14 protein-coding genes are annotated in these 18,432 nt (G+C 71.6%); 8 read left to right on the plus strand and 6 right to left on the minus strand.

Going from position 1 to position 18,432, the window contains the following annotated elements; translation table 11 throughout:
• Positions 1–11 precede the first annotated feature (11 nt).
• Positions 12–998 (plus strand): PHP domain-containing protein, encoded by a 987-nt coding sequence (locus BJY18_RS33945; RefSeq protein WP_184783926.1) that lies wholly within the window; start codon positions 12–14, stop codon positions 996–998.
• A 47-nt stretch (positions 999–1,045) separates the two neighbouring features.
• Here the strand turns inward: BJY18_RS33945 and BJY18_RS33950 are convergent, their stop codons facing one another.
• The gene (locus tag BJY18_RS33950; protein WP_184783927.1) at positions 1,046–2,110 is read right to left on the minus strand and encodes an aldo/keto reductase; all 1,065 of its coding nucleotides are present in this window, start codon (positions 2,108–2,110) and stop codon (positions 1,046–1,048) included.
• A 117-nt stretch (positions 2,111–2,227) separates the two neighbouring features.
• On the opposite strand from BJY18_RS33950, the gene BJY18_RS33955 reads away from it, so the two are divergent.
• Positions 2,228–3,058 (plus strand): helix-turn-helix transcriptional regulator, encoded by an 831-nt coding sequence (locus BJY18_RS33955; RefSeq protein ID WP_221458096.1) that lies wholly within the window; start codon positions 2,228–2,230, stop codon positions 3,056–3,058.
• Positions 3,059–3,132: 74 nt separating this feature from the next.
• Here the strand turns inward: BJY18_RS33955 and BJY18_RS33960 are convergent, their stop codons facing one another.
• Both BJY18_RS33960 and BJY18_RS33965 read right to left on the minus strand, forming a co-directional pair.
• Positions 3,133–3,981 carry a chitosanase gene (locus BJY18_RS33960; protein ID WP_184783929.1) on the minus strand — a complete coding sequence of 283 codons (849 nt, stop codon included), beginning with the start codon at positions 3,979–3,981 and terminating at the stop codon, positions 3,133–3,135.
• Between the two features lie 428 nt (positions 3,982–4,409).
• The gene (locus BJY18_RS33965) at positions 4,410–5,570 is read right to left on the minus strand and encodes a saccharopine dehydrogenase family protein (RefSeq protein WP_184783930.1); all 1,161 of its coding nucleotides are present in this window, start codon (positions 5,568–5,570) and stop codon (positions 4,410–4,412) included.
• Between the two features lie 68 nt (positions 5,571–5,638).
• Between BJY18_RS33965 and BJY18_RS33970 the strand changes: the two genes are divergently transcribed.
• The 3 genes from BJY18_RS33970 (at position 5,639) to hrpA (ending at position 11,208) form a co-directional block, all read left to right on the plus strand.
• Positions 5,639–5,950 (plus strand): hypothetical protein, encoded by a 312-nt coding sequence (locus BJY18_RS33970; RefSeq protein ID WP_184783931.1) that lies wholly within the window; start codon positions 5,639–5,641, stop codon positions 5,948–5,950.
• Between the two features lie 46 nt (positions 5,951–5,996).
• Positions 5,997–7,208, plus strand: a complete 1,212-nt coding sequence (locus tag BJY18_RS33975; RefSeq protein WP_184783932.1) for a cation:proton antiporter — start codon at positions 5,997–5,999, stop codon at positions 7,206–7,208.
• Between the two features lie 175 nt (positions 7,209–7,383).
• On the plus strand, positions 7,384–11,208 hold the full coding sequence (gene hrpA / locus BJY18_RS33980) for an ATP-dependent RNA helicase HrpA (protein ID WP_446680369.1): 3,825 nt from the start codon (positions 7,384–7,386) through the stop codon (positions 11,206–11,208).
• A 100-nt stretch (positions 11,209–11,308) separates the two neighbouring features.
• Here hrpA and BJY18_RS33985 read toward each other — a convergent pair whose 3' ends face one another.
• Both BJY18_RS33985 and BJY18_RS33990 read right to left on the minus strand, forming a co-directional pair.
• The gene (locus tag BJY18_RS33985; protein WP_184783934.1) at positions 11,309–12,028 is read right to left on the minus strand and encodes a DinB family protein; all 720 of its coding nucleotides are present in this window, start codon (positions 12,026–12,028) and stop codon (positions 11,309–11,311) included.
• 145 nt (positions 12,029–12,173) lie between these two features.
• Positions 12,174–13,868 carry a bifunctional 3'-5' exonuclease/DNA polymerase gene (locus tag BJY18_RS33990; protein WP_184783935.1) on the minus strand — a complete coding sequence of 565 codons (1,695 nt, stop codon included), beginning with the start codon at positions 13,866–13,868 and terminating at the stop codon, positions 12,174–12,176.
• Between the two features lie 193 nt (positions 13,869–14,061).
• Between BJY18_RS33990 and BJY18_RS33995 the strand changes: the two genes are divergently transcribed.
• The gene (locus BJY18_RS33995; RefSeq protein ID WP_184783936.1) at positions 14,062–15,672 is read left to right on the plus strand and encodes an acyl-CoA synthetase; all 1,611 of its coding nucleotides are present in this window, start codon (positions 14,062–14,064) and stop codon (positions 15,670–15,672) included.
• Positions 15,673–15,704: 32 nt separating this feature from the next.
• On the opposite strand, the gene BJY18_RS34000 is transcribed toward BJY18_RS33995, so the two are convergent.
• Positions 15,705–16,646 carry a hypothetical protein gene (locus BJY18_RS34000; protein ID WP_184783937.1) on the minus strand — a complete coding sequence of 314 codons (942 nt, stop codon included), beginning with the start codon at positions 16,644–16,646 and terminating at the stop codon, positions 15,705–15,707.
• A 349-nt stretch (positions 16,647–16,995) separates the two neighbouring features.
• Here BJY18_RS34000 and BJY18_RS34005 point away from each other — a divergent pair, with 349 nt between their 5' ends.
• Positions 16,996–17,748, plus strand: coding sequence for an SDR family oxidoreductase (locus BJY18_RS34005; RefSeq protein WP_184783938.1), 753 nt, complete (start codon positions 16,996–16,998; stop codon positions 17,746–17,748).
• 13 nt (positions 17,749–17,761) lie between these two features.
• Positions 17,762–18,418: a histidine phosphatase family protein gene (locus BJY18_RS34010; RefSeq protein ID WP_184783939.1), complete on the plus strand. Its 657-nt coding sequence runs from the start codon at positions 17,762–17,764 to the stop codon at positions 18,416–18,418.
• Positions 18,419–18,432 lie beyond the last annotated feature (14 nt).

An 18,432-nucleotide genomic window follows, 5' to 3' on the forward strand; every position in this document is an offset into this window, starting at 1 on the left:
AGACAGGAAGCATGGATCCGGCACGCGCCTTGCGTGACATCGCTTTCCGGCTCGAACGTTCGGGAGAGCCGACCTACCGTGTGCGCGCGTTCCGTCAGGCCGCCGCAGTCGTCGACGGTCTGTCCTCGGAGGAGCTGGAGTCCCGCGTACAGGCGGGCACGTTGCAGGCGCTCAAAGGTATCGGTAAGGCGACCGCGGGCGTGATCGAGGACGCGCTGAAGGGGCGTACGCCTGCGTACGCGGCGAAGCTGGACGAAGCAGCGTTGCCTGACGGCGGTCCGCTCCGTGCCGCGCTTCGCGGCGACTGCCACACCCACTCCGACTGGTCCGACGGCGGAAGCCCGATCCGCGAGATGGCCGAGGCCGCGCGTGCGGTGGGCCACGAGTGGGTCGTGCTCACCGACCATTCGCCGCGGCTGACCGTGGCCCGTGGGCTGTCCGCTGAACGGCTGCAGGACCAGATGACCGAAGTGGCGCGAGTGAACGAGGAGATGGCGCCGTTTCGCGTGCTGCACGGCATCGAAGTGGACATCCTCGACGACGGCACGCTCGACCAGACCGCGGAACTGCTGGCGCGGCTGGATTTCGTGGTGGCCAGTGTGCATTCGAAGCTGCGGATGCCGGCCCGCGAGATGACGCCGCGGATGCTCGCCGCCGTCGCGAACCCCTACGTACGCGTGCTGGGCCATTGCACCGGCCGGCTGCTCCGCGGACGCAGCCGGCCGGAATCGGAATTCGACGCGGAGAAGGTCTTCGCCGCCTGTCGAGACCACGGTGTGGCCGTGGAGATCAACGCCCGTCCGGAACGCCTCGACCCGCCGATGCGGCTGCTGCGCCAGGCCGCGGAACTGGGCTGCGATTTCGCCGTCGACAGCGACGCGCACGCACCGGGACAGCTGGACTGGCAGGTCTACGGCTGCGCACGAGCGCAGGAAGCCGGGCTCGGCCCGGACCGCATCGTGAACACCCGGTCCGCCGACCAGCTACTCGCCGGCTGAGCAGCCACGCGTCACCGGCACTTCCGGGACCACGGCCCGCCACGGACTCAGCGGCGGGTCCGGATCTTCATGTCGCCGTGCGTCTCGTGGCGGATGTGCTCGCCGGCCAGCAGACCGTGCGGGTTGCCGAGTTCGATGGCGCTCACCTCGTCGAGCCGGGCCAGCTGAGCGGCGGTGAAGCCGACCTCCAGCGCACCCAGGTTGCTCTCCAGCTGCTCGGGCGTGCGGGCGCCAATGATCGGCGATGCCACGGCCGGGTTCTGCAGGGTCCAGGCCAGCGCGACCTGGGCCGGAGTGATGCCCAGCTCGGCGGCGACCTGCCGTACCACGTCGGCGATGGCGAGGTTCCGTTCGCTGAGCCAGCCGAGGGCGAGATTGGCGGCCTTGCGATTGCTGCCGTCGGCCGCGGCGTCCGCCGTGGTCAGGTCTTCCCGGCGGTACTTGCCGCTGAGCACCCCGCCGGCCAGCGGTGAGTACGGCACCACGCCCAGCCCCATCTCACGGGCCATCGGGATCAGGTCGCGTTCGCCGGTGCGCTCAGTGAGGTTGTACTCGATCTCCAGCGCGACCAGCGGGGACCAGCCGCGCAGATCGGCGATCGCCTGCATGCGCGAGACCTGCCAGGCGGGCACGTTGGACATCGCCACGTACAGGACCTTGCCCTGGCGGACCAGATCGTCCATCCCGCGCAGGATCTCCTCGACCGGCGTCGTGAAATCCCATACGTGCAGGTAGAGCAGATCGAGGTAGTCGGTGTTCAGCCGCCGCAGGCTGGATTCCACCGACGAGAACAGGCTCTTGCGGTGCGGGCCCCCGGAGTTCGGGTCGCCCGCCCGGCGCAGCGTCGTGTACTTCGTCGCCAGTACCAGGCTTTCGCGGTTGTCCCGGGTGAACTCGCCCAGCATGCGCTCCGCGCTGCCGTGGGTGTAGGTCGGTGCGGTGTCGATGAAGTTCCCACCGAGGCCGACGTAGCGGTCGAACAGCTTGCGTGCGTCGTCCTGCTCGGCGCCCCAGCCCCATTCGGTGCCGAAGGTCGCCGTGCCCAGCGCCAGTGGTGAGACGCGCAGACCGGAGCGGCCCAGCAGCCGATAGGTGTCGAGGGTGAGCGGCATCGTGTCCTCCTGTGCCAGTGATCCGTCGGAACCGAGTCTGTGCCGGGCGCGCGGCGGGGGTCAGGGAGGAAACTTCCTGGGAAGGCCAGTCCCACCCTCGCGCTAGACTCGTTCGTGATGACCCGCACCGCCGAGAAGGCCCAGGAGCTGGCCGCGTTCCTGCGGACCCGGCGTGAACGTCTCGATCCGGGTGAGTTCGGGCTGCCCGCACGCCGGCAGGCCCGCCGGACCCCGGGGCTGCGCCGCGAAGAGGTCGCCGAGCTGGCCGGCGTCAGCATCGACTACGTCGTGCGGCTCGAGCAGGCCCGTGGCCTGCGGCCCTCGGTGGAGGTGGTGGAAGCGCTGGCCGGGGCGCTGCGCCTGACTCCCGGCGAACGCGCCTACCTGTTCGACCTGGCCGAGCAGCGCCCGCGCGCGACCGCGAAGCCGGCCACCACCGCCGCGCCTTCGCTGGTCCGGCTGCTCGAGGATCTTTCGCCGCTGCCGGCCATGCTGATGAATCACCGGTACGACATCCTGGCCTGGAACGGGGAAATGGCCAGGATGCTCGTCGACTTCGCCACTTTGCCGCCCGCGCGGCGCAATTCGATGTGGCTGTGCCTGATGCATCCGCGGGTCCGGGAGTTCTATCTGGACCGCGAACGGGTCGTGCGCGAGGGAATCGCCCATCTGCGTGCCGCCTGGGCCGCGCATCCCGACGATCGCGTGCTGACCGACCTCATCACCGAATTCACCTCTGGTGACGAGGAATTCGCGCGACTGTGGGCCGAGCGGGACGTGAAAGTCAACGGCCGAGGGCACAAGGTGATGCGGCATCCGGAAGCCGGATTGCTGACCATGAGCTACGAAACGCTCGCCCCGCTCGAGGATCCGGGCCAGCTGCTGGTGATCCACCGCGCCGCGGACGAGGAAAGCCAGTCGGCACTGGACCGGCTGCTCGCGGGGTGAGCCGGGCGCGGTCGTCCGGGGCTGAACCGGGTGCCTTCGACCGGCGTGGAGGGCCGGCCGAAGGCACCCCGGATTCAGCTGATCTCGTAGGGGTCCCCGTACACCTTCCACTTCAGCGGGGTGTGCAGGTCGAGGTTTCCCTCGTCGAGGAACACCAGCTGCTCGGTGTCCACGCGCGAGGTGTCGGCGTGCGCCTCCTCCTGCTTCATGATCACCTTGCGGGCGTCCAGGAACGCCCTGAGGTAAGCCGTTTCGTCGCCACCCTGCGCCGGGGTTTCCACCTTCTGGGTCGCCGTCTCGCGGATGCCGCCGAAGCTGTCCGGGCTGTCGCCGGGACCGTGCATCACGATGGCGTCGTAGTAGACGAACTGGCCGAGCGCGCCCAGGCCGTCGGCTTTCGCCTGCTCGACCGCCGGGTCGAAGTACACCCGGTCCCGCTCGTCGTTCTGCGCCTGCTGGAACTCACCGGTACCCGCGGCCTGCGCCCACGCGTCTTCGAACGCCGCCCCGAGGCCCTCGTGCGAATCGCTGCCGTTGACCTTTTCCAGTGCTGGCAGGAACTTCGCCAGCGGGTTGTCCGGCACGGCGGCGGTGTAGGCCCGGACCAGGTCGAGCAGGTCGCCGGTGCCCGAGCAGAAGCCGACGATCCCTCCGGTGTAGCCGCGGCCGTCTCCGATGTCCTCGAGGTAGCCGTACTGCGCCTTCCAGTCGAGCGAGGAGTTTTCCGCGCTGGACACGAGTTCCATGGCGATTTCCTTCTTTTCCGGCGACGAGAGGTCACCGCCGGAGTCCCGCACGCTCGCCGTGGCGGCGAGCGGGTGCACCGTGTCGGCGGCCGAGATGGCCGGGCCGCAGAGTCCGAGGGCGAGGGCGGAGGCCGCGGTGAGGCCGGCGGCCAGCACCGGCCGCAGCGTCTTGCGCATGAGAGGGATTCCCTTTCCGCGAAAATGGGCGAGACGACCGGAACCGGCGCTGCCCAGGCAGGCCGGGCATGACGGCTCCGGGTACTGCTGCGGCGTAGCGCCACCCTAGGGGAAACGAGAAACGCCCGGCAAGAGCCGATCCGGGGTTTCCGCGAAATACGACTGATGGTCCTTTGTGGACCCGGTCGGCGAGCGGCCCGGGCACTTCGTACGGCCTGGGCCGTGGCGCCGGGTGCGTACCGGGGTCGTGTGGGGCGCGCGGACGGCCGTGTGCGGGGCTGTGGGTGCGTGCGGATGGCCGTGGTGCGGGGCAGGCTGAGGCGCGCGGACGGCCGTGATGCGGGGCAGCGCGGATGGGCGCAGTGCGAACAGGATGGGGCGCGCGTGGCGTGACCGCGATTCCCGGGCGCGCAGGATCGCGTGCGGGGTCAGAGCGTGCGGAAGACGATTCCGGCGCGGGTGAGCCGGTCGATCAGCGCGTCGCCCATCGCGGTGGCCGTGGTGACCTGCCCGGCGGTGGCCGGGAGATCGTCGAAGGCCAGGCAGAGCGCCGACTCGGCGAGCATCTTGGCCGTCTCGTCGTAACCCGGGTCGCCGCCGGAAACCTGCGTGCGCACTTCCTGGCCGCCGCCACGGCCGGTGAAGCTGACTTGGAACCACGAACGTGCCCGCCGCTGCGCGTCCGGCCCCTCGCCAGGGGAGAGCAGCCGCGCGAGCGCCCGGCGGGCCGGAGGCAGCTGGGCGGCCGCGACCAGTGCCCCGGCACCCACCGCGGTCGCGGCGACCGACGGCAGACGCGTGAACGCGACGAAGTGCCGGTAGCGGAAGTCCGGCCCGTAACGCTGTGTCGCCCGCGCGGAACGGCGCACGATCTGCGGGTCGATCGTGGGCAGTGGCAGCGCCCAGTGTCCGGTGCCGGGCATCCGGTGCGGGGAGCCGGCGGGGACCCGGACGCGGCGGCCGGGGATGTCCGGCTCCCGTCCGGCACGCTCCTTCGCCGCCCTGGCGGCCTGCGGGAGCCGGGAAACGACGGTGAGCGCGGTGCCGAAGGTCCCGCCGGACGGCCGTGCGCCGACCCGGACGTAGCCGTCCACCTGCAGTGGGACGTTCTCGGGCAGCTGCCGGACGGTGTACCACGCGCCGAGGTCGTGCGGGATCGAGTCGAAACCACAGCAGTGCACGATCCGCGCGCCGGTCTCCGCCGCGGTCGCGTGGTGCGCCACGTACATCCGGTCGATGAACTCCGGCTCGCCGGTGAGGTCCAGGTAGTCCGTGCCCTCCGCGGCGCAGGCGGCGACCAGCGGCTCGCCCCGTTCCAGATACGGGCCCACCGTGGTGACCACGACCTTCGCCGCCGCGGCGAGCTCGCGCAGCGACGCCGGATCGCCGGTGTCCGCGCGCAGCACCGGCAGGTCGCTCCAGCGGCTGTCGATCGCGGCGAGCCGGTCGCGCACCGCGGACAGCTTGCCCTGATCGCGGCCGGCGATCGCCCAGCGGCACCCGGGCGGGGCGGTGCGGGCGAGGTACTCGGCGGTGAGCTCACCGGTGAATCCGGTGGCACCGAACACCACCAGGTCGTAATCGGCCATGTCCTCAGCGTAACGCACCGGTCGAGAGACCACAGTGGACAGTAAAGGTATGGTAAACTCCCTGGGAGATGACTTCCGCCGCCCGCTCCGCGCCGCGGCACCGGTCCATCCTCGCCCTGTTGCTCTCCGCGTTGCTTCTGGCCGGCGCGGTGCCCACTGCGCCGCACTCCGGCCCGCAGGTGACCGGTTCCGGACCGGCCCTGGTGCAGCAGCACGCAGCGCACGTCTCGGCCGGGCATTCCTCGCCGCTGGGCGACGTTGCAGGGGAAGTGCGCCTCGAGCGTCCGGCCGCGGTGGTCACCGCCGTCGCGATACCCGAGCCTGTCGAGGTGCGCCGTGCTTTCGTGCCTGCCGTCGCGCGGGCGCCGCCGGCTCGCTGAGTACGTCCCGACTCACCTCGTACCCAGCTGTCGCTCGGAGGACCCCATGAGCCACGGTCATGCTTTGCTGGCCGTCGGCGGCGCGTTTCTCGCCGCCGGTGCCCTCGCCCGCGTCGGTGCCCGGATCGGGCTGCCCACCATTCCCCTGTTCATGCTGGCCGGATTCGTCTTCGGCCCCTACACCCCCGGACTGTCCCTTGTGGACGATCCGGCCGAGTTCGGCGTACTGGCCGGGCTCGGCCTCGTGTTCCTGCTCTTCTACCTCGGCCTGGAGTTCTCGCTCGACGATCTGGCCCGCGGCGGGGCCCGCCTGGCCGGTGCCGGACTCGCCTATCTCGTGCTCAACGTCGGCGGCGGGCTCGCGTTCGGCTTCGCGCTGGGCTGGGGCACCCGCGAGGCGCTGGTGATCGCCGGCGCGATCGGCATCTCGTCCTCGGCCATCGTGACCAAGCTGCTGCTGGAGACCCGGCGGCTGGACAATCCGGAATCGCGCCTGGTCATGGGCATCATCGTGCTGGAGGACCTGTTCCTGGCGCTGTATCTCGCCCTGCTGCAGCCGGTGCTCAGCGGCGCGGACGGTTTTGCCGCCGCGCTGGCCGAATTCGGCAAGGCGTTCGCGTTCCTGCTGGTGCTCGCCGCGCTCGCGCGATGGGGCGGACGGCTGGTCTCGCGGCTGTTCGGCTCCGCGGACGACGAACTGCTCACAGTGTGTTTCGTCGGGGTCGCGGTGCTGGGTGCCGCGGTGGCCGAGGAGGTGGGCGTGTCCGACGCGATCGGCGCGTTCATGGTCGGCATGATGCTCGGCGGTTCGAAGGTCGCGCCGCGCGTGCACAAGCTCGTCCTGCCGCTGCGGGACGCGTTCGGTGCGCTGTTCTTCTTCATCTTCGGTCTGTCGATCGACCCGGGCGCGGTGGGCACGGTCGTGCTGCCGGTGCTCGCCGCGGTGGTGCTGACGCTGGTGCTCAACCTGGCGGCGGGCGCGGTCGCGGCGCGGCTGCACGGCTTCGACCGCCATGAGGGCGTGAACATCGGCCTCACCGTGCTCACCCGGGGGGAGTTCTCCCTCGTGCTGGCCACGATGGCGACCGCCGCCGGGCTCGATTCCCGGGTGGCGCCGTTCGTGGCCGGCTACGTGCTGCTGCTGGCGGTGATCGGCCCGCTCGCGGTGCTCCGCTCGGACCGGTTGACCTGGCTGCTCCCGGCGTGGCTGGTCCGCTCGCGCAGCCGGCCGCGTACCGACCCGGTGACGGTGTCCTGACCGTCCCGCGCCGGTCGGCGCGCTCCCGTCCGGCCGGGTGCGGGAGCACGCCCACCGGCGCGGGGGTACCGCACGGCATATTCGAAAGCCCCGCGGGGCACGGGCGGCTATCCTGGGTCGAGGTATGTCCACTCCATCCCCCCTTCACGAGCTCCGCGGCCGGCTGCCCGAGCTGATGCTGCGCGACGAGCACCGGCTGCGCCGGCGGCTCGACGGTGCCCGGCGGGCCCGCGACAAGCAGGCCGCGGCCGAACGGATCGCGGCCGACGTCGAGACCGCGCGGCTGCGGGTGCAGGCGCGACGCGAGAGCCTTCCCGAGATCGAGTACCCGGTCGAGCTGCCGGTCAGCAGGCTCAAGGACGAGATCGCCGACGCGATTCGCGACCATCAGGTCGTGATCGTCGCCGGGGAGACCGGCTCGGGCAAGACCACCCAGCTGCCGAAGATCTGCCTCGAGCTGGGCCGGGGCGTGCGCGGGCAGATCGGGCACACCCAGCCCCGCAGGCTGGCCGCGCGCACGGTCGCCGACCGGATCGCCGGCGAGCTGAGGACCGAGCTCGGCGAGACCGTCGGCTACAAGGTCCGCTTCACCGACCAGTCCGGCCAGGACACCCTGGTCAAGCTGATGACCGACGGCATCCTGCTGGCCGAGATCCAGACCGACCGGATGCTGCGCCAGTACGACACCCTGATCATCGACGAGGCGCACGAGCGCAGCCTCAACATCGACTTCATCCTCGGCTACCTCAAGCAGCTGCTGCCCCGTCGTCCGGACCTCAAGGTCATCATCACCTCGGCGACGATCGACCCGGAGCGGTTCTCGCAGCACTTCGGGAACGCGCCGATCGTCGAGGTCTCCGGCCGGACCTACCCGGTCGAAGTGCGGTACCGGCCGCTCGCCGATCCGGATGATCCGGCGGCCGATCCGGACCGGGACCAGACCCAGGCGATCGCCGATGCGGTGCGCGAGCTGTCCGCGGAGGGGCCCGGCGACGTGCTCGTGTTCCTCTCCGGCGAACGGGAGATCCGGGACACCGCCGACGTGCTGGGCCGGCTGGGCCTGCCGAACACCGAGGTGCTCCCGCTGTACGCCCGGCTGTCCGCGGCCGACCAGCACCGGGTGTTCCAGCGGCACACCGGGCGGCGGATCGTGCTCGCCACGAACGTCGCCGAGACCTCGCTGACGGTGCCCGGCATCAAGTACGTGATCGATCCCGGTACCGCGCGCATCTCTCGTTACAGCCACCGCACGAAGGTGCAGCGGCTGCCGATCGAGCCGGTTTCGCAGGCGTCGGCCAACCAGCGCAAGGGCCGGTGCGGCCGTACGTCGGACGGGATCTGCGTCCGGCTGTACTCCGAAGCGGACTTCGAATCCCGCCCGGAGTTCACCGATCCAGAGATCCTGCGCACCAATCTCGCGTCGGTCATCCTGCAGATGACCTCGCTCGGGCTGGGGGACATGGCGGCGTTCCCGTTCGTGGAGCCGCCGGACCGGCGTCAGGTCACCGACGGGGTGCAGCTGCTGCGGGAGCTCGGCGCGTTCGAGGCGGGGGAGACGGCGAAGCTCACCGAGGTCGGCCGTCAGCTCGCGCTGCTGCCGGTGGACCCGCGGATGGGGCGCATGGTGCTGGAGGCCGCGCGCAACGGCTGCGTGCGCGAGGTGATGATCATCGCCGCGGCATTGTCCATCCAGGACCCGAGGGAGCGGCCGGCGGAGAAGCAGCAGGCCGCCGACGCCCAGCACGCCCGGTTCGCCGATCCGGCGTCGGACTTCCTGGCGTACCTGAACCTCTGGGAGTACGTCAGCGAGCAGCAGAAGACGCTGACCGGCAGCCGGTTCCGCCGGATGTGCCGCGCCGAGTACCTGAACTACCTGCGGATCCGGGAATGGCAGGACATCTTCGGCCAGCTGCGCCAGCTGGCCAAACCGCTCGGGATCGCGCTGAACACCACCCCGGCCGAACCACAGCGCGTGCACACCTCGCTGATCGCCGGCCTGCTCTCGCACATCGGGCTCAAGGACCCGGCGAAGGGCGACTACCTCGGCGCACGCGGGGCGCGGTTCGCGGTGTTCCCCGGTTCGTCCCTGTTCAAGAAGCAGCCGCGCTGGGTGATGTCGGCGGAGCTGGTGGAGACCTCGCGACTGTGGGGGCGGGTCAACGCGCGGATCGAGCCGGAGTGGGTCGAGCCACTGGCCGGGCACGTGGTCAAGCGCACGTACTCCGAACCGCACTGGGAACGCAAACAGGGTGCGGTGATGGCGGTGGAGCGGGTGACGCTCTACGGCGTGCCGCTCGTCGCCGACCGCCGGGTGAACTACGGGCGGATCGATCCCGAGGTGTCCCGTGAGCTGTTCATCCGGCACGCGCTGGTGGACGGCGACTGGCACACCAACCACGCGTTCTTCGCGGAGAACCGGGCGTTGCTGGACGAGGTCGAGGACCTGGAGAACCGGGCACGGCGCCGGGACATCCTGGTCGACGACGAGACGCTCTTCGAGTTCTACGACCGGCGCGTGCCGGCCGACGTGGTGTCCGTGCGGCACTTCGACAGCTGGTGGAAGAAGGCCCGGCGCGCCGACCCGGACCTGCTGTCGTTCGAGAAGTCCATGCTCATCAACGAATCCGCGGACAGTGTGCGGGAAGCGGACTACCCGGATTCGTGGACCCAGGGCACGCTCGTGTTCGGGCTCACCTACCAGTTCGAGCCCGGCACGGACGCCGACGGCGTGACCGTGCACCTGCCGCTGCCGGTGCTGAACCAGGTGACGCCGGACGGTTTCGACTGGCAGGTGCCCGGGTTGCGTGCGGAGCTGGTGACCCAGCTGATCAAGTCGCTGCCGAAAGCGTTGCGGCGCAACTTCGTTCCGGCGCCGGACACCGCGAAGGAAGCGCTCCTCCGAGTGTCCCCTTCGGACGGTCCGCTGGCGGAGGTGCTCTCCGACGAGCTGCACGCGCTGCGTGGCGTGGACGTGCCGCTGTCCGCGTGGGATTTCTCAGCGGTACCGGACCACCTGCGGATGAGCTTCCGCGTGGTGGACGAGCGGGGCAAGCGGCTGGCCGAGGGCAAGAGCCTCGAAGAGCTGAAGCGCCGCATGGCACCCCGGGTACGGGAGACGATTTCCCGTGCGGCCGACAGCATCGAGAAGGCCGGGCTGACCCGGCCCGCGTTCGGGGAGCTGCCGAAGGTGTTCGCCTCGACCCGGCGCGGACACGACGTGAAGGCCTATCCCGCGCTGGTCGACGAGGGCGCTTCGGTGGCCGTGCGGCTGCTGGACACCCCGGCCGAGCAGCGGCACGCGATGTGGTCGGGCACGCGGCGGATGCTGCGGCTGAACCTGAATTCGCCGATGAAGTTCATCACGCGGTCGTTGTCCAACTCGTCGAAACTGGTCCTGAACCGGAACCCGCACGGCAGCGTCGCCGGGCTGCTGGAGGACTGCGTGGACTGCGCGGTCGACGCCCTGATGACCGAAGCGGGCGGCCCGACGTGGGACGAGGCCGGATTCGCCGTGCTGCTGGAGAAGGTGCGGGCCGGCCTGAACACCGAGGTCCTGCGTGTGCTGACCGACGTGGAGGCGATCCTGCGGGCGGCCAACGACGTCGAAACCCGGCTCGCCGACGCCCGCGGCCCGGCCGAATCCCTCGCGGACCTGCGGCACCAGATCGACGGCCTGGTCCACGCCGGCTTCGTCACCGAGACGGGCGCGGCGCGGCTGCCGAACGTGGTCCGCTACCTGCGTGGCGCGCTGCGGCGACTGGAGAAGCTGCCCACGGAGCCGACCAGGGATCTGCAGCGGACCGCGGACGTCGCGTGGATCACGCGGGAGTACGAGACCGCGCTCGCCGAGCTACCGCCGGGCACGTCGTCCCCGGCGCTGGCGGAGGTCCGCTGGATGATCGAGGAACTGCGGGTGAGCTTCTTCGCGCAGACATTGGGTACGGCGCATCCGGTGTCGTTGAAGCGAATCACGAAGGCCTTGGACGAGGCGCTGGGCTGACTACGGGCGTACGGGCGTCGGGTCGGGCACGGACGGGGCTGGCGGCCGGGCGCGCACGCCGGTGCCCGCATCCGCGAGACGCCGGGTCCGTAACCGGGCCCTACTCGGCGTCCTGTGCCTCGACCAGGTCGAGGTCGCGGACGCAGAAGCCGTGGTGCTCGAAGGTCTCGGTGAGCACCGTGCCGAGGCACTGCCGCACCGAGCGGCCCCGGGCGTACGGCGGCCAGACATCGTCGTCGGGCACCGGCGCTCGCGCCGCGAGCTGCGCAGCGGTGACCTCGTCGAGCCAGGCCTCGAGCTCGGCGGCCTGTGCGGCACGCACGCTCACGATCTCGTCCAGGGCCGGTTCGAGCGAGAGGTCGAGCCCGTGCGCGCCACGATAGGCCTCGACGGTCGGCCCGATGCCCATCGGCGTGAACAGCTCCGTCGAGCTCAGGCAGCAGCGGCGGAACCACGAGTCGTGGACGAAGACCAGGTGGCGCATCGTCTGCGCCGCCGACCACTCGCCGTTCACGCTGCGGCGCTCGATGCCGGGTGTACGGCGAACTCGCTCGATCGTGGCCGCCCAGCCGGCATGGAGCCGGCGCGACGCCTCGCGCAGGTCGGCAGGGTCCTCGGAACGGAGCAGCACCCGCACCGGGTGACGCCGGTCGAGCTCCGCCTCGACGTACTCGGTGACCTCGACACCGTTCACCACGAGGTTGGTGACGAGCCCGTCGATCACGGCATCTTGCAGGACGACGCCGATCAGGCGTGCCCCGGTCAGATCGCACTCGCGGAACTCCGCACCGTGCAGAACCTCGTCGACATAGCGCGTCATACTCCGCATCCTAGGCCCGGGCACCGACAAACCGGCCCGGTCCAGGTCCTGACCGAGCGCGGCACGGAACCGCGTCGCGATCCAGCCACTGCACCACCTTTCGGGTCGCATGCCGCAACCACCGCTGGAACGCACGGGGCCGCGGCTACTTCGCCTCCGCGTACGTGTCGACCGGGACCGCGTGCATGGGGAAGCGGACCGGGCAGGCCTCGCCGAACAGGAGCCGCGCGGCTTCGGCCACCGTGTCCTCGATCAGGGCGGCGACCTCGTCGGCCAGGTCGGCCGGGGTGTGCACGATGACCTCGTCGTGCAGGAAGAACACCAGGTGTGCCGGATCAGGCAGCCGGCGGCGGAGCGTGGCCAGCAGGACCGCGGTGAGATCGGCGGCGCTCGCCTGCACCACGAAGTTGCGGGTGAACCGGCCCCAGCCACGAGAAGCGCGGCGCGCGCGGGTTTCCGCGGCCTCGTCCTCGGCAACGCCACCCGTGAGGGCCCGCCAGGCTGCGGACGGTGCCGGTGCCGTGCGGCCCAGCCTCGACCGGACGCGCTCGCCGCGTTCACCGGCCGCGGCTGCTCGCTCCACGTAGGACACCGCGTCGGGAAAACGCTGACGCAGCAAGGCAAGCAGCGGGCCGGCCTCGCCGGACGTGCCGCCGTACATCGCCGAGAGCATGGCGATCTTCGCGCGAGCCCGGTCGTCCCGGGTGTCGCCGGGGCGCAGCGGGACGTAGCGCGCGCCGGAGAACAGCGCTTCGGCCAGGCGGGCGTACAGGTCGGTGGCCGCGGCGACCTCGGCGAGCCTGCGGTCGCCGGACAGCGCGGTGAGCACGCGTGGCTCGAGCTGCGCCGCGTCCGCCACCACGAGCTTCCAGCCCGGGTCCGCGCGTACACAGGTGCGCAGCACTTTCGGGATCTGCAGCGCCCCGCCGCCGCGCGTGGCCCACCGCCCGGACACCACACCGCCGACCACGTAGTGCGGCCGGAACCGGCCGTCGGTCACCCATTCGTCGAGCCACGCCCAGCCGTTGGCCGAATGCAGCCGGGACAGCTCCTTGTACTGCAGCAGCGGCGCGACCGCGGGGTGGTCGATGTCCCGCAGCAGGTACTTCCGCGCCGACGGGACCTCGATACCCTCCCGCGCGAGCGCCCGCACGACGCTCACCGACGAATCCGGGTTGACCTCCCGTCCGCCGAACGCCTCCGAGATCTCCGCGGCCAGGGCGACCAGCGCCTTCGGCCGTTGTCCGTACGGCACGCGCGGGCCCAGCCGCTCCGCCAGCAGCTCCCGGTGCAGGTCGGCCCGCCACGGCAGCCCGGCCGCGGACATCTCGACCGCGGCCAGCGCGCTCGCCGACTCCGCCGCGAGGAGCATCCGCATCCGCCCGGGCGCATCGAGGGCCGCGACGCGCTTTTCCTGCTCGGCGAGCACCCGCCGCGCGGCGACGGCGACCGTGACGCCCTCGGGCAGGCCCGGCCCTCGCGGGGAGAACAACGTGGGTTGCACGTCTTCGCCGAACGCCGGGCCGTCGTCCGGAGGCTCCTCGCCGCGCGCCCGCGCCCACGCGGCCCGCAGGCTGCGCGACTCGGTCTCGCGGCCTTCGTGGGCAAGCAGCAGTCCTTCGGCGAGCGACAGATCGTGGCACCGGTCCAGCCGGACGCCCGCCTCGACCAGCGCCGGATACTCCGCCTCGACCGAAGGCAGCACCCAGCGCGGACGGTGCGCGGCCTCCAGCTCCCGCACCTGCGCGACCCATTCGGCCCGCGACAGGCCGCGCCGGGCACCCGCCGGGCCCTCGATGTGGTAGCCGGAGTCCTCCTCCCGGCCGGTGATCACCTGCACCACGACATTGTGCCGACCGGCACCGACAAAAACGGCCCGGCCGCGGGCGGGCACCGGAAAGACGGGCTCGCGGATTACCCGGAAGGCGCTCTGGTGCCGGGTACACCTCCGTTGCTACTGTCGAGTAGCTCCCATACCGCCGGTACGCGGACCGGGGTGGGGGCGCTCCCGCCGCAGCAACGGAGGTGCCCGGATGAGTGTGGCCGCGCTGGCCGGCAAGGTGACCGAGACGGTGCGCAGCATCGAGGTGATGCGCCGCGCCGGGCTGGTCCCGTTCCCGCGGCTCGACGAGGGGCTGCGCTCGCTCGCCGCGGTGCGCAGGTACGGTCCGTTCGCCGGGGCCTGCCACATCGCCGCGCGGCGGGACTCGTCCGCGATCGCGGTCGCCGACGAACGCGGGCCGCTCACCTTCAAACAGCTCGACGACCAGTCGAACGCGCTGGCAAGGGCGTGGTCGCAGCGGGGACTGGGGCCGGGCACGGTGATCGCCGCGCTGTGCCGTGACCACCGCGGGCTGGTGCTCGCGATGGCCGCCTCGGGCAAGCTCGGCGCGCCGCTGCTGCTGATGAACACCGGGTTCGCCAAACCCCAGCTCGCCGACGTGGCGAAGCGCGAGAAGGTCCGCGCGCTCGTCTACGACGAGGAGTTCACCGGCCTGCTCGACGCGGTGCCGGACGTCGAGCGCTACCTGGCCTGGGTGGACGAACCGGGGGAGCAGGACATCCCGCTGCTCGACGAGCTCATCGCCGGCACGGACGACCGGCCGGTCGCCGCGCCCGCCAAACCGGGCGGCTTCGTGCTGCTCACCAGTGGTACCACCGGTACGCCGAAGGGCGCGCCGCGGCCGCACACCTCGGCGCTGGCCTCGGCACAGTTCCTGGACCGGATCCCGCTGCGGTCCGGCGAGGCGACCTACCTTGGCGCGCCCCTGTTCCACGCGACCGGGCTTTCGCAGGCCATCCTGAGCTTCGCGCTCGGGTGCAAGGTCGTGCTGCGCCGGAAGTTCGACCCGGAGGCCACGCTGAAGGGCGTGGCCGAGCACCGGTGCACGGCGTTGGTGCTGGTGCCCACGATGCTGCAGCGCATGGTCGACCTGCCGGAGGAGATCCGCGCGAAGTACGACACGTCCTGCCTGCGGATCATCTTCGTCGCCGGGTCCGCGCTGTCGCCGGATCTGGGCAACCGGGCGAGTGCCGCGTTCGGCGACGTCGTGCACAACCTGTACGGCTCCACCGAGGTCGCGGTCGCCTCGGTCGCCACGCCGCAGGACTGGCGGCGGGCACCGGGCACGGTCGGGCGCCCGCCGGTCGGCTGCCGGGTGGTGCTCTACGACGAGCACGGCAAGCAGATCACCGAGCCGGACGTGACCGGCCGCGTGTTCGTGGGCAGCGGCCTGAGTTTCGGCGGGTACACCGACGGCCGGAACAAGGAGATCATCGACGGGCTGCTCTCCAGCGGCGACGTGGGTCACTTCGACGCCGAGGGCCTGCTGTTCATCGACGGCCGCGACGACGAGATGATCGTCTCCGGCGGGGAGAACGTGTTCCCGGTCGAGGTGGAAAACCTCCTGGTGGAGCACGCGGAAGTGGTCGAGGCCGCGGTGCTCGGTGTGGCCGACGACGAGTTCGGCCAGCGGCTCAAGGCGTTCGTCGTGCGCACCGGCGGTTCGGCGCTGGACGCCGAGGCGGTCCGCGACTACGTGAAGGCGAACCTGGCCCGCTACAAGGTGCCGCGGGACGTCGAATTCCTGGACGAGCTGCCGCGCAATGCGACCGGGAAGGTGCTGCGCGCCCAGCTCTCATGAGTGGCCACGCCGGTTCCGACCGGCCGCACCACTCACGAGTCCCAGCCGATGCCGAAGATCCCGGGGCCGAAGTCGAGGGCGACGGCGTGCACTCCGTCGCCGCTGTCCAGGCGCAGGCTGCGGCGGGCCGGCGGGCCGTCGGCCGCGCGGGAGTACTGCCAGCAGCGGTCCGGCACGGCCTCCTCGGCGAAGCGGACTTCGAGCAGGTACTCGCGGACGGTGCGGCGGAATTCGCGGTAGTGCGTGGCTCGGCACTGCGGATACGGCGGTCCGGCGTTGGTCAGGGTGTACTCGATGAGGTGCGTTTCGCCGCGTTCCAGAGCGTGCTCGAACAGCAGCTCGGCCACCAGGATGCCGTGCTCGTCGTCCACCTCGGACCGGCCGACCCGGCAGTTGCGCACCGGCCGCAGGTCGGGCACCGCGGCCGCGTCGCCCTGGGCGTACACGAGCAGCCAGCGGTCCTGGCCGTCCGCGCCGGACTGGAACACCGCGCGTGAGGTGACCGCCCGCTGGCCGCCGTCCTCGGCGATCTCGCAGCGGTCGTGCAGGCCGACGAGCTTGAGCTGGTGCTGCTGGTCCAGCGCGTCCGGCGCGCCGACCCGGTCGAGCAGCGGCTGCAGGATCTCCCGGGTGAAGGTGAGCGGTTCTTCGCCGGTGCGGTCCCGGCGGCTCGCGCCGCGCGGCCGGGGCGGGGGCAGCAGCCCGAGCAGTGCGCCTGCCGGAACGTCGAGGATTTCCTCCAGCACCCGCACCGCGGCCAGCGATCCGGTGCGTTCGGGCTGGCGCTTGCCGGACTGCCAGTAGCTGAGCGCGGTGACGCTGACCGCGGTCCCACGGGCCCGCAGCCGCGCCTGGATCCGGTCCAGCGACAGGCCGCTGGTGGCGATGGCCTCGCGCAGGGCGCTCGCGAACGCGGTCCGGGAGCCCGCCTCGGGGTCCGGACCGATCCGGTCCGCCGGTCGCCGCTGCGTCATGGTTGCGCCGACCACCCCCGCCCGTAACCGACCGTGCCGAACCAGCTACGCCCGACCGTAGCAGGCGTCCGAGCAGGCACGCCGCCGCGGGACTGGGGCGAACGGGCTAGTACTGGCAACTGTGAACCATTGCCCCGGTCTGTGCTGCCGCGCTTGTATGGCCAGGGCGGACGTGCCGGACCCGCCTCCGGTGCGACGGGAGACTTCGGCCCCCTGCGCGCGGTCCGCGCCCCGCGCCCGCCGGTGGCCGCACCCGGAACCGGTGGCCCGGCCTGCCCCCAGACGCCGGGCCACCGGTCACCTCGCCGCCGGGCCGCGGCCGGTGTTACCAGTCGGTAGTATCCGGTCCATGGTCCTGCGGAAGAACATCCTCATCACCGGCGCCAGTTCGGGACTCGGCGAGGGCATGGCCCGGCAGTTCGCCGCGCGCGGACGCCATCTCGCGCTGTGCGCCCGGCGTACCGAGCGCCTCGACGAGCTCGCGGACGAGCTGCGGGCGGCCTATCCCGGGATCACGGTGCTCACGCGTGCCCTCGACGTGAACGACCACGACCGGGTGTTCACCGTGTTCGAGGAGTTCCGTGCCGAACTCGGCGGGCTGGACCGGGTGGTGGTCAACGCCGGGCTGGGCAAGGGGCAGCCGGTGGGCACCGGACGGTTCGACGCCAACCGGGAAACGCTGGAGACCAACCTCGTCGCCGCCGCCGCGCAGATCGAGGCCGCGACCGGGATCTTCCGCGAGCAGCGCGGCGGGCACCTCGCCGTGGTCTCGTCGTTCAGCGCGATCCGCGGTCTCCCGAAGAACGTCACCGCGTACGCCGCTTCGAAAGCCGGGATCTCCTCGTTCGTCGACGGCACGCGGCTGGAACTGCGCGGCCGCGGGATCGCGGTGACCGAGCTCCGTCCCGGGTACATCGAGTCCGAGATGACCGCTCGCGGCGGCGGGAACCTGCTGATCTCGTCCGCGGAGTCGGGTGCGCGGGCGCTGGTCAAGGCGATCGAGGCGGAGCCGCGGCGGGCGTACGTGCCGGCTTGGCCGTGGGTGCCGCTGACCCTGGTCATGCGGTTCATCCCCGGCCGGTTCCTCCGCCGGTTCGTCTGAAGGGGCACGGCCGATGGGTGCGCTCTACCTGGTGCGGCACGGTCAGGCGTCGTTCGGTGCGGCGGACTACGACGCGTTGTCCCCGCTCGGGTTCGAACAGTCCACTGTGGTCGGTGCGGAGCTGCGCCGGCGCGGGGTGGAGTTCTCGCAGGTGCGCTCGGGCACCCTCGCCCGGCAGCGGGACACCGCGGCGACCGCGATGAAGGCGCTGGGTTGCGACGTGCCGGTGATCGAGGACCCGCGCTGGAACGAGTACGACCACGTGGACATCTCGGCCCACCACGCCGGTGGTGCGCCGCAGGAGGATTCGCGGGCCTACCAGAGCGTGCTCGACGCCGCGCTCGCCGCGTGGGTCGAGGCGGGCGACAGCGGGCCGTGTGCGGAGACCTGGCCGGCCTTCCGCGCACGCTGCGCCGCGGCGCTCGCCGATCTCGTGGCGGCACTGGGCAAGGGTGAGCACGCGCTGGTGTTCACCTCCGGCGGCGTGCTCGGCGCGCTGGCGGGAACGGTGCTGGGCGTCCCGGAGACCGGCCTGCTGAAACTCAACCGCGTCACCGTCAACACCGGGATCACGAAGCTGACTTCCGGACGGGGCGGAGTGAACCTGGTGTCCTACAACGAGCACGCGCACCTCGAAGGCGAGGCGGCGCGGCTGCTCAGCTACCGCTAGCAGGCGCCGGGTCG

It is taken from the genome of Amycolatopsis jiangsuensis, assembly GCF_014204865.1.
Lineage (GTDB): Bacteria > Actinomycetota > Actinomycetes > Mycobacteriales > Pseudonocardiaceae > Amycolatopsis > Amycolatopsis jiangsuensis.

Excerpts from the sequence above, each read along its gene's own strand:
- BJY18_RS33945 (WP_184783926.1), top strand. The coding sequence starts at position 12 with ATGGATCCGGCACGCGCCTTGCGTGACATCGCTTTCCGGCTCGAACGT.
- BJY18_RS33950 (WP_184783927.1), bottom strand. The coding sequence starts at position 2,110 with ATGCCGCTCACCCTCGACACCTATCGGCTGCTGGGCCGCTCCGGTCTG.
- BJY18_RS33955 (WP_221458096.1), top strand. The coding sequence starts at position 2,228 with ATGACCCGCACCGCCGAGAAGGCCCAGGAGCTGGCCGCGTTCCTGCGG.
- BJY18_RS33960 (WP_184783929.1), bottom strand. The coding sequence starts at position 3,981 with ATGCGCAAGACGCTGCGGCCGGTGCTGGCCGCCGGCCTCACCGCGGCC.
- BJY18_RS33965 (WP_184783930.1), bottom strand. The coding sequence starts at position 5,570 with ATGGCCGATTACGACCTGGTGGTGTTCGGTGCCACCGGATTCACCGGT.
- BJY18_RS33970 (WP_184783931.1), top strand. The coding sequence starts at position 5,639 with ATGACTTCCGCCGCCCGCTCCGCGCCGCGGCACCGGTCCATCCTCGCC.
- BJY18_RS33975 (WP_184783932.1), top strand. The coding sequence starts at position 5,997 with ATGAGCCACGGTCATGCTTTGCTGGCCGTCGGCGGCGCGTTTCTCGCC.
- hrpA (WP_446680369.1), top strand. The coding sequence starts at position 7,384 with ATGCTGCGCGACGAGCACCGGCTGCGCCGGCGGCTCGACGGTGCCCGG.
- BJY18_RS33985 (WP_184783934.1), bottom strand. The coding sequence starts at position 12,028 with ATGACGCGCTATGTCGACGAGGTTCTGCACGGTGCGGAGTTCCGCGAG.
- BJY18_RS33995 (WP_184783936.1), top strand. The coding sequence starts at position 14,062 with ATGAGTGTGGCCGCGCTGGCCGGCAAGGTGACCGAGACGGTGCGCAGC.
- BJY18_RS34000 (WP_184783937.1), bottom strand. The coding sequence starts at position 16,646 with ATGACGCAGCGGCGACCGGCGGACCGGATCGGTCCGGACCCCGAGGCG.
- BJY18_RS34005 (WP_184783938.1), top strand. The coding sequence starts at position 16,996 with ATGGTCCTGCGGAAGAACATCCTCATCACCGGCGCCAGTTCGGGACTC.
- BJY18_RS34010 (WP_184783939.1), top strand. The coding sequence starts at position 17,762 with ATGGGTGCGCTCTACCTGGTGCGGCACGGTCAGGCGTCGTTCGGTGCG.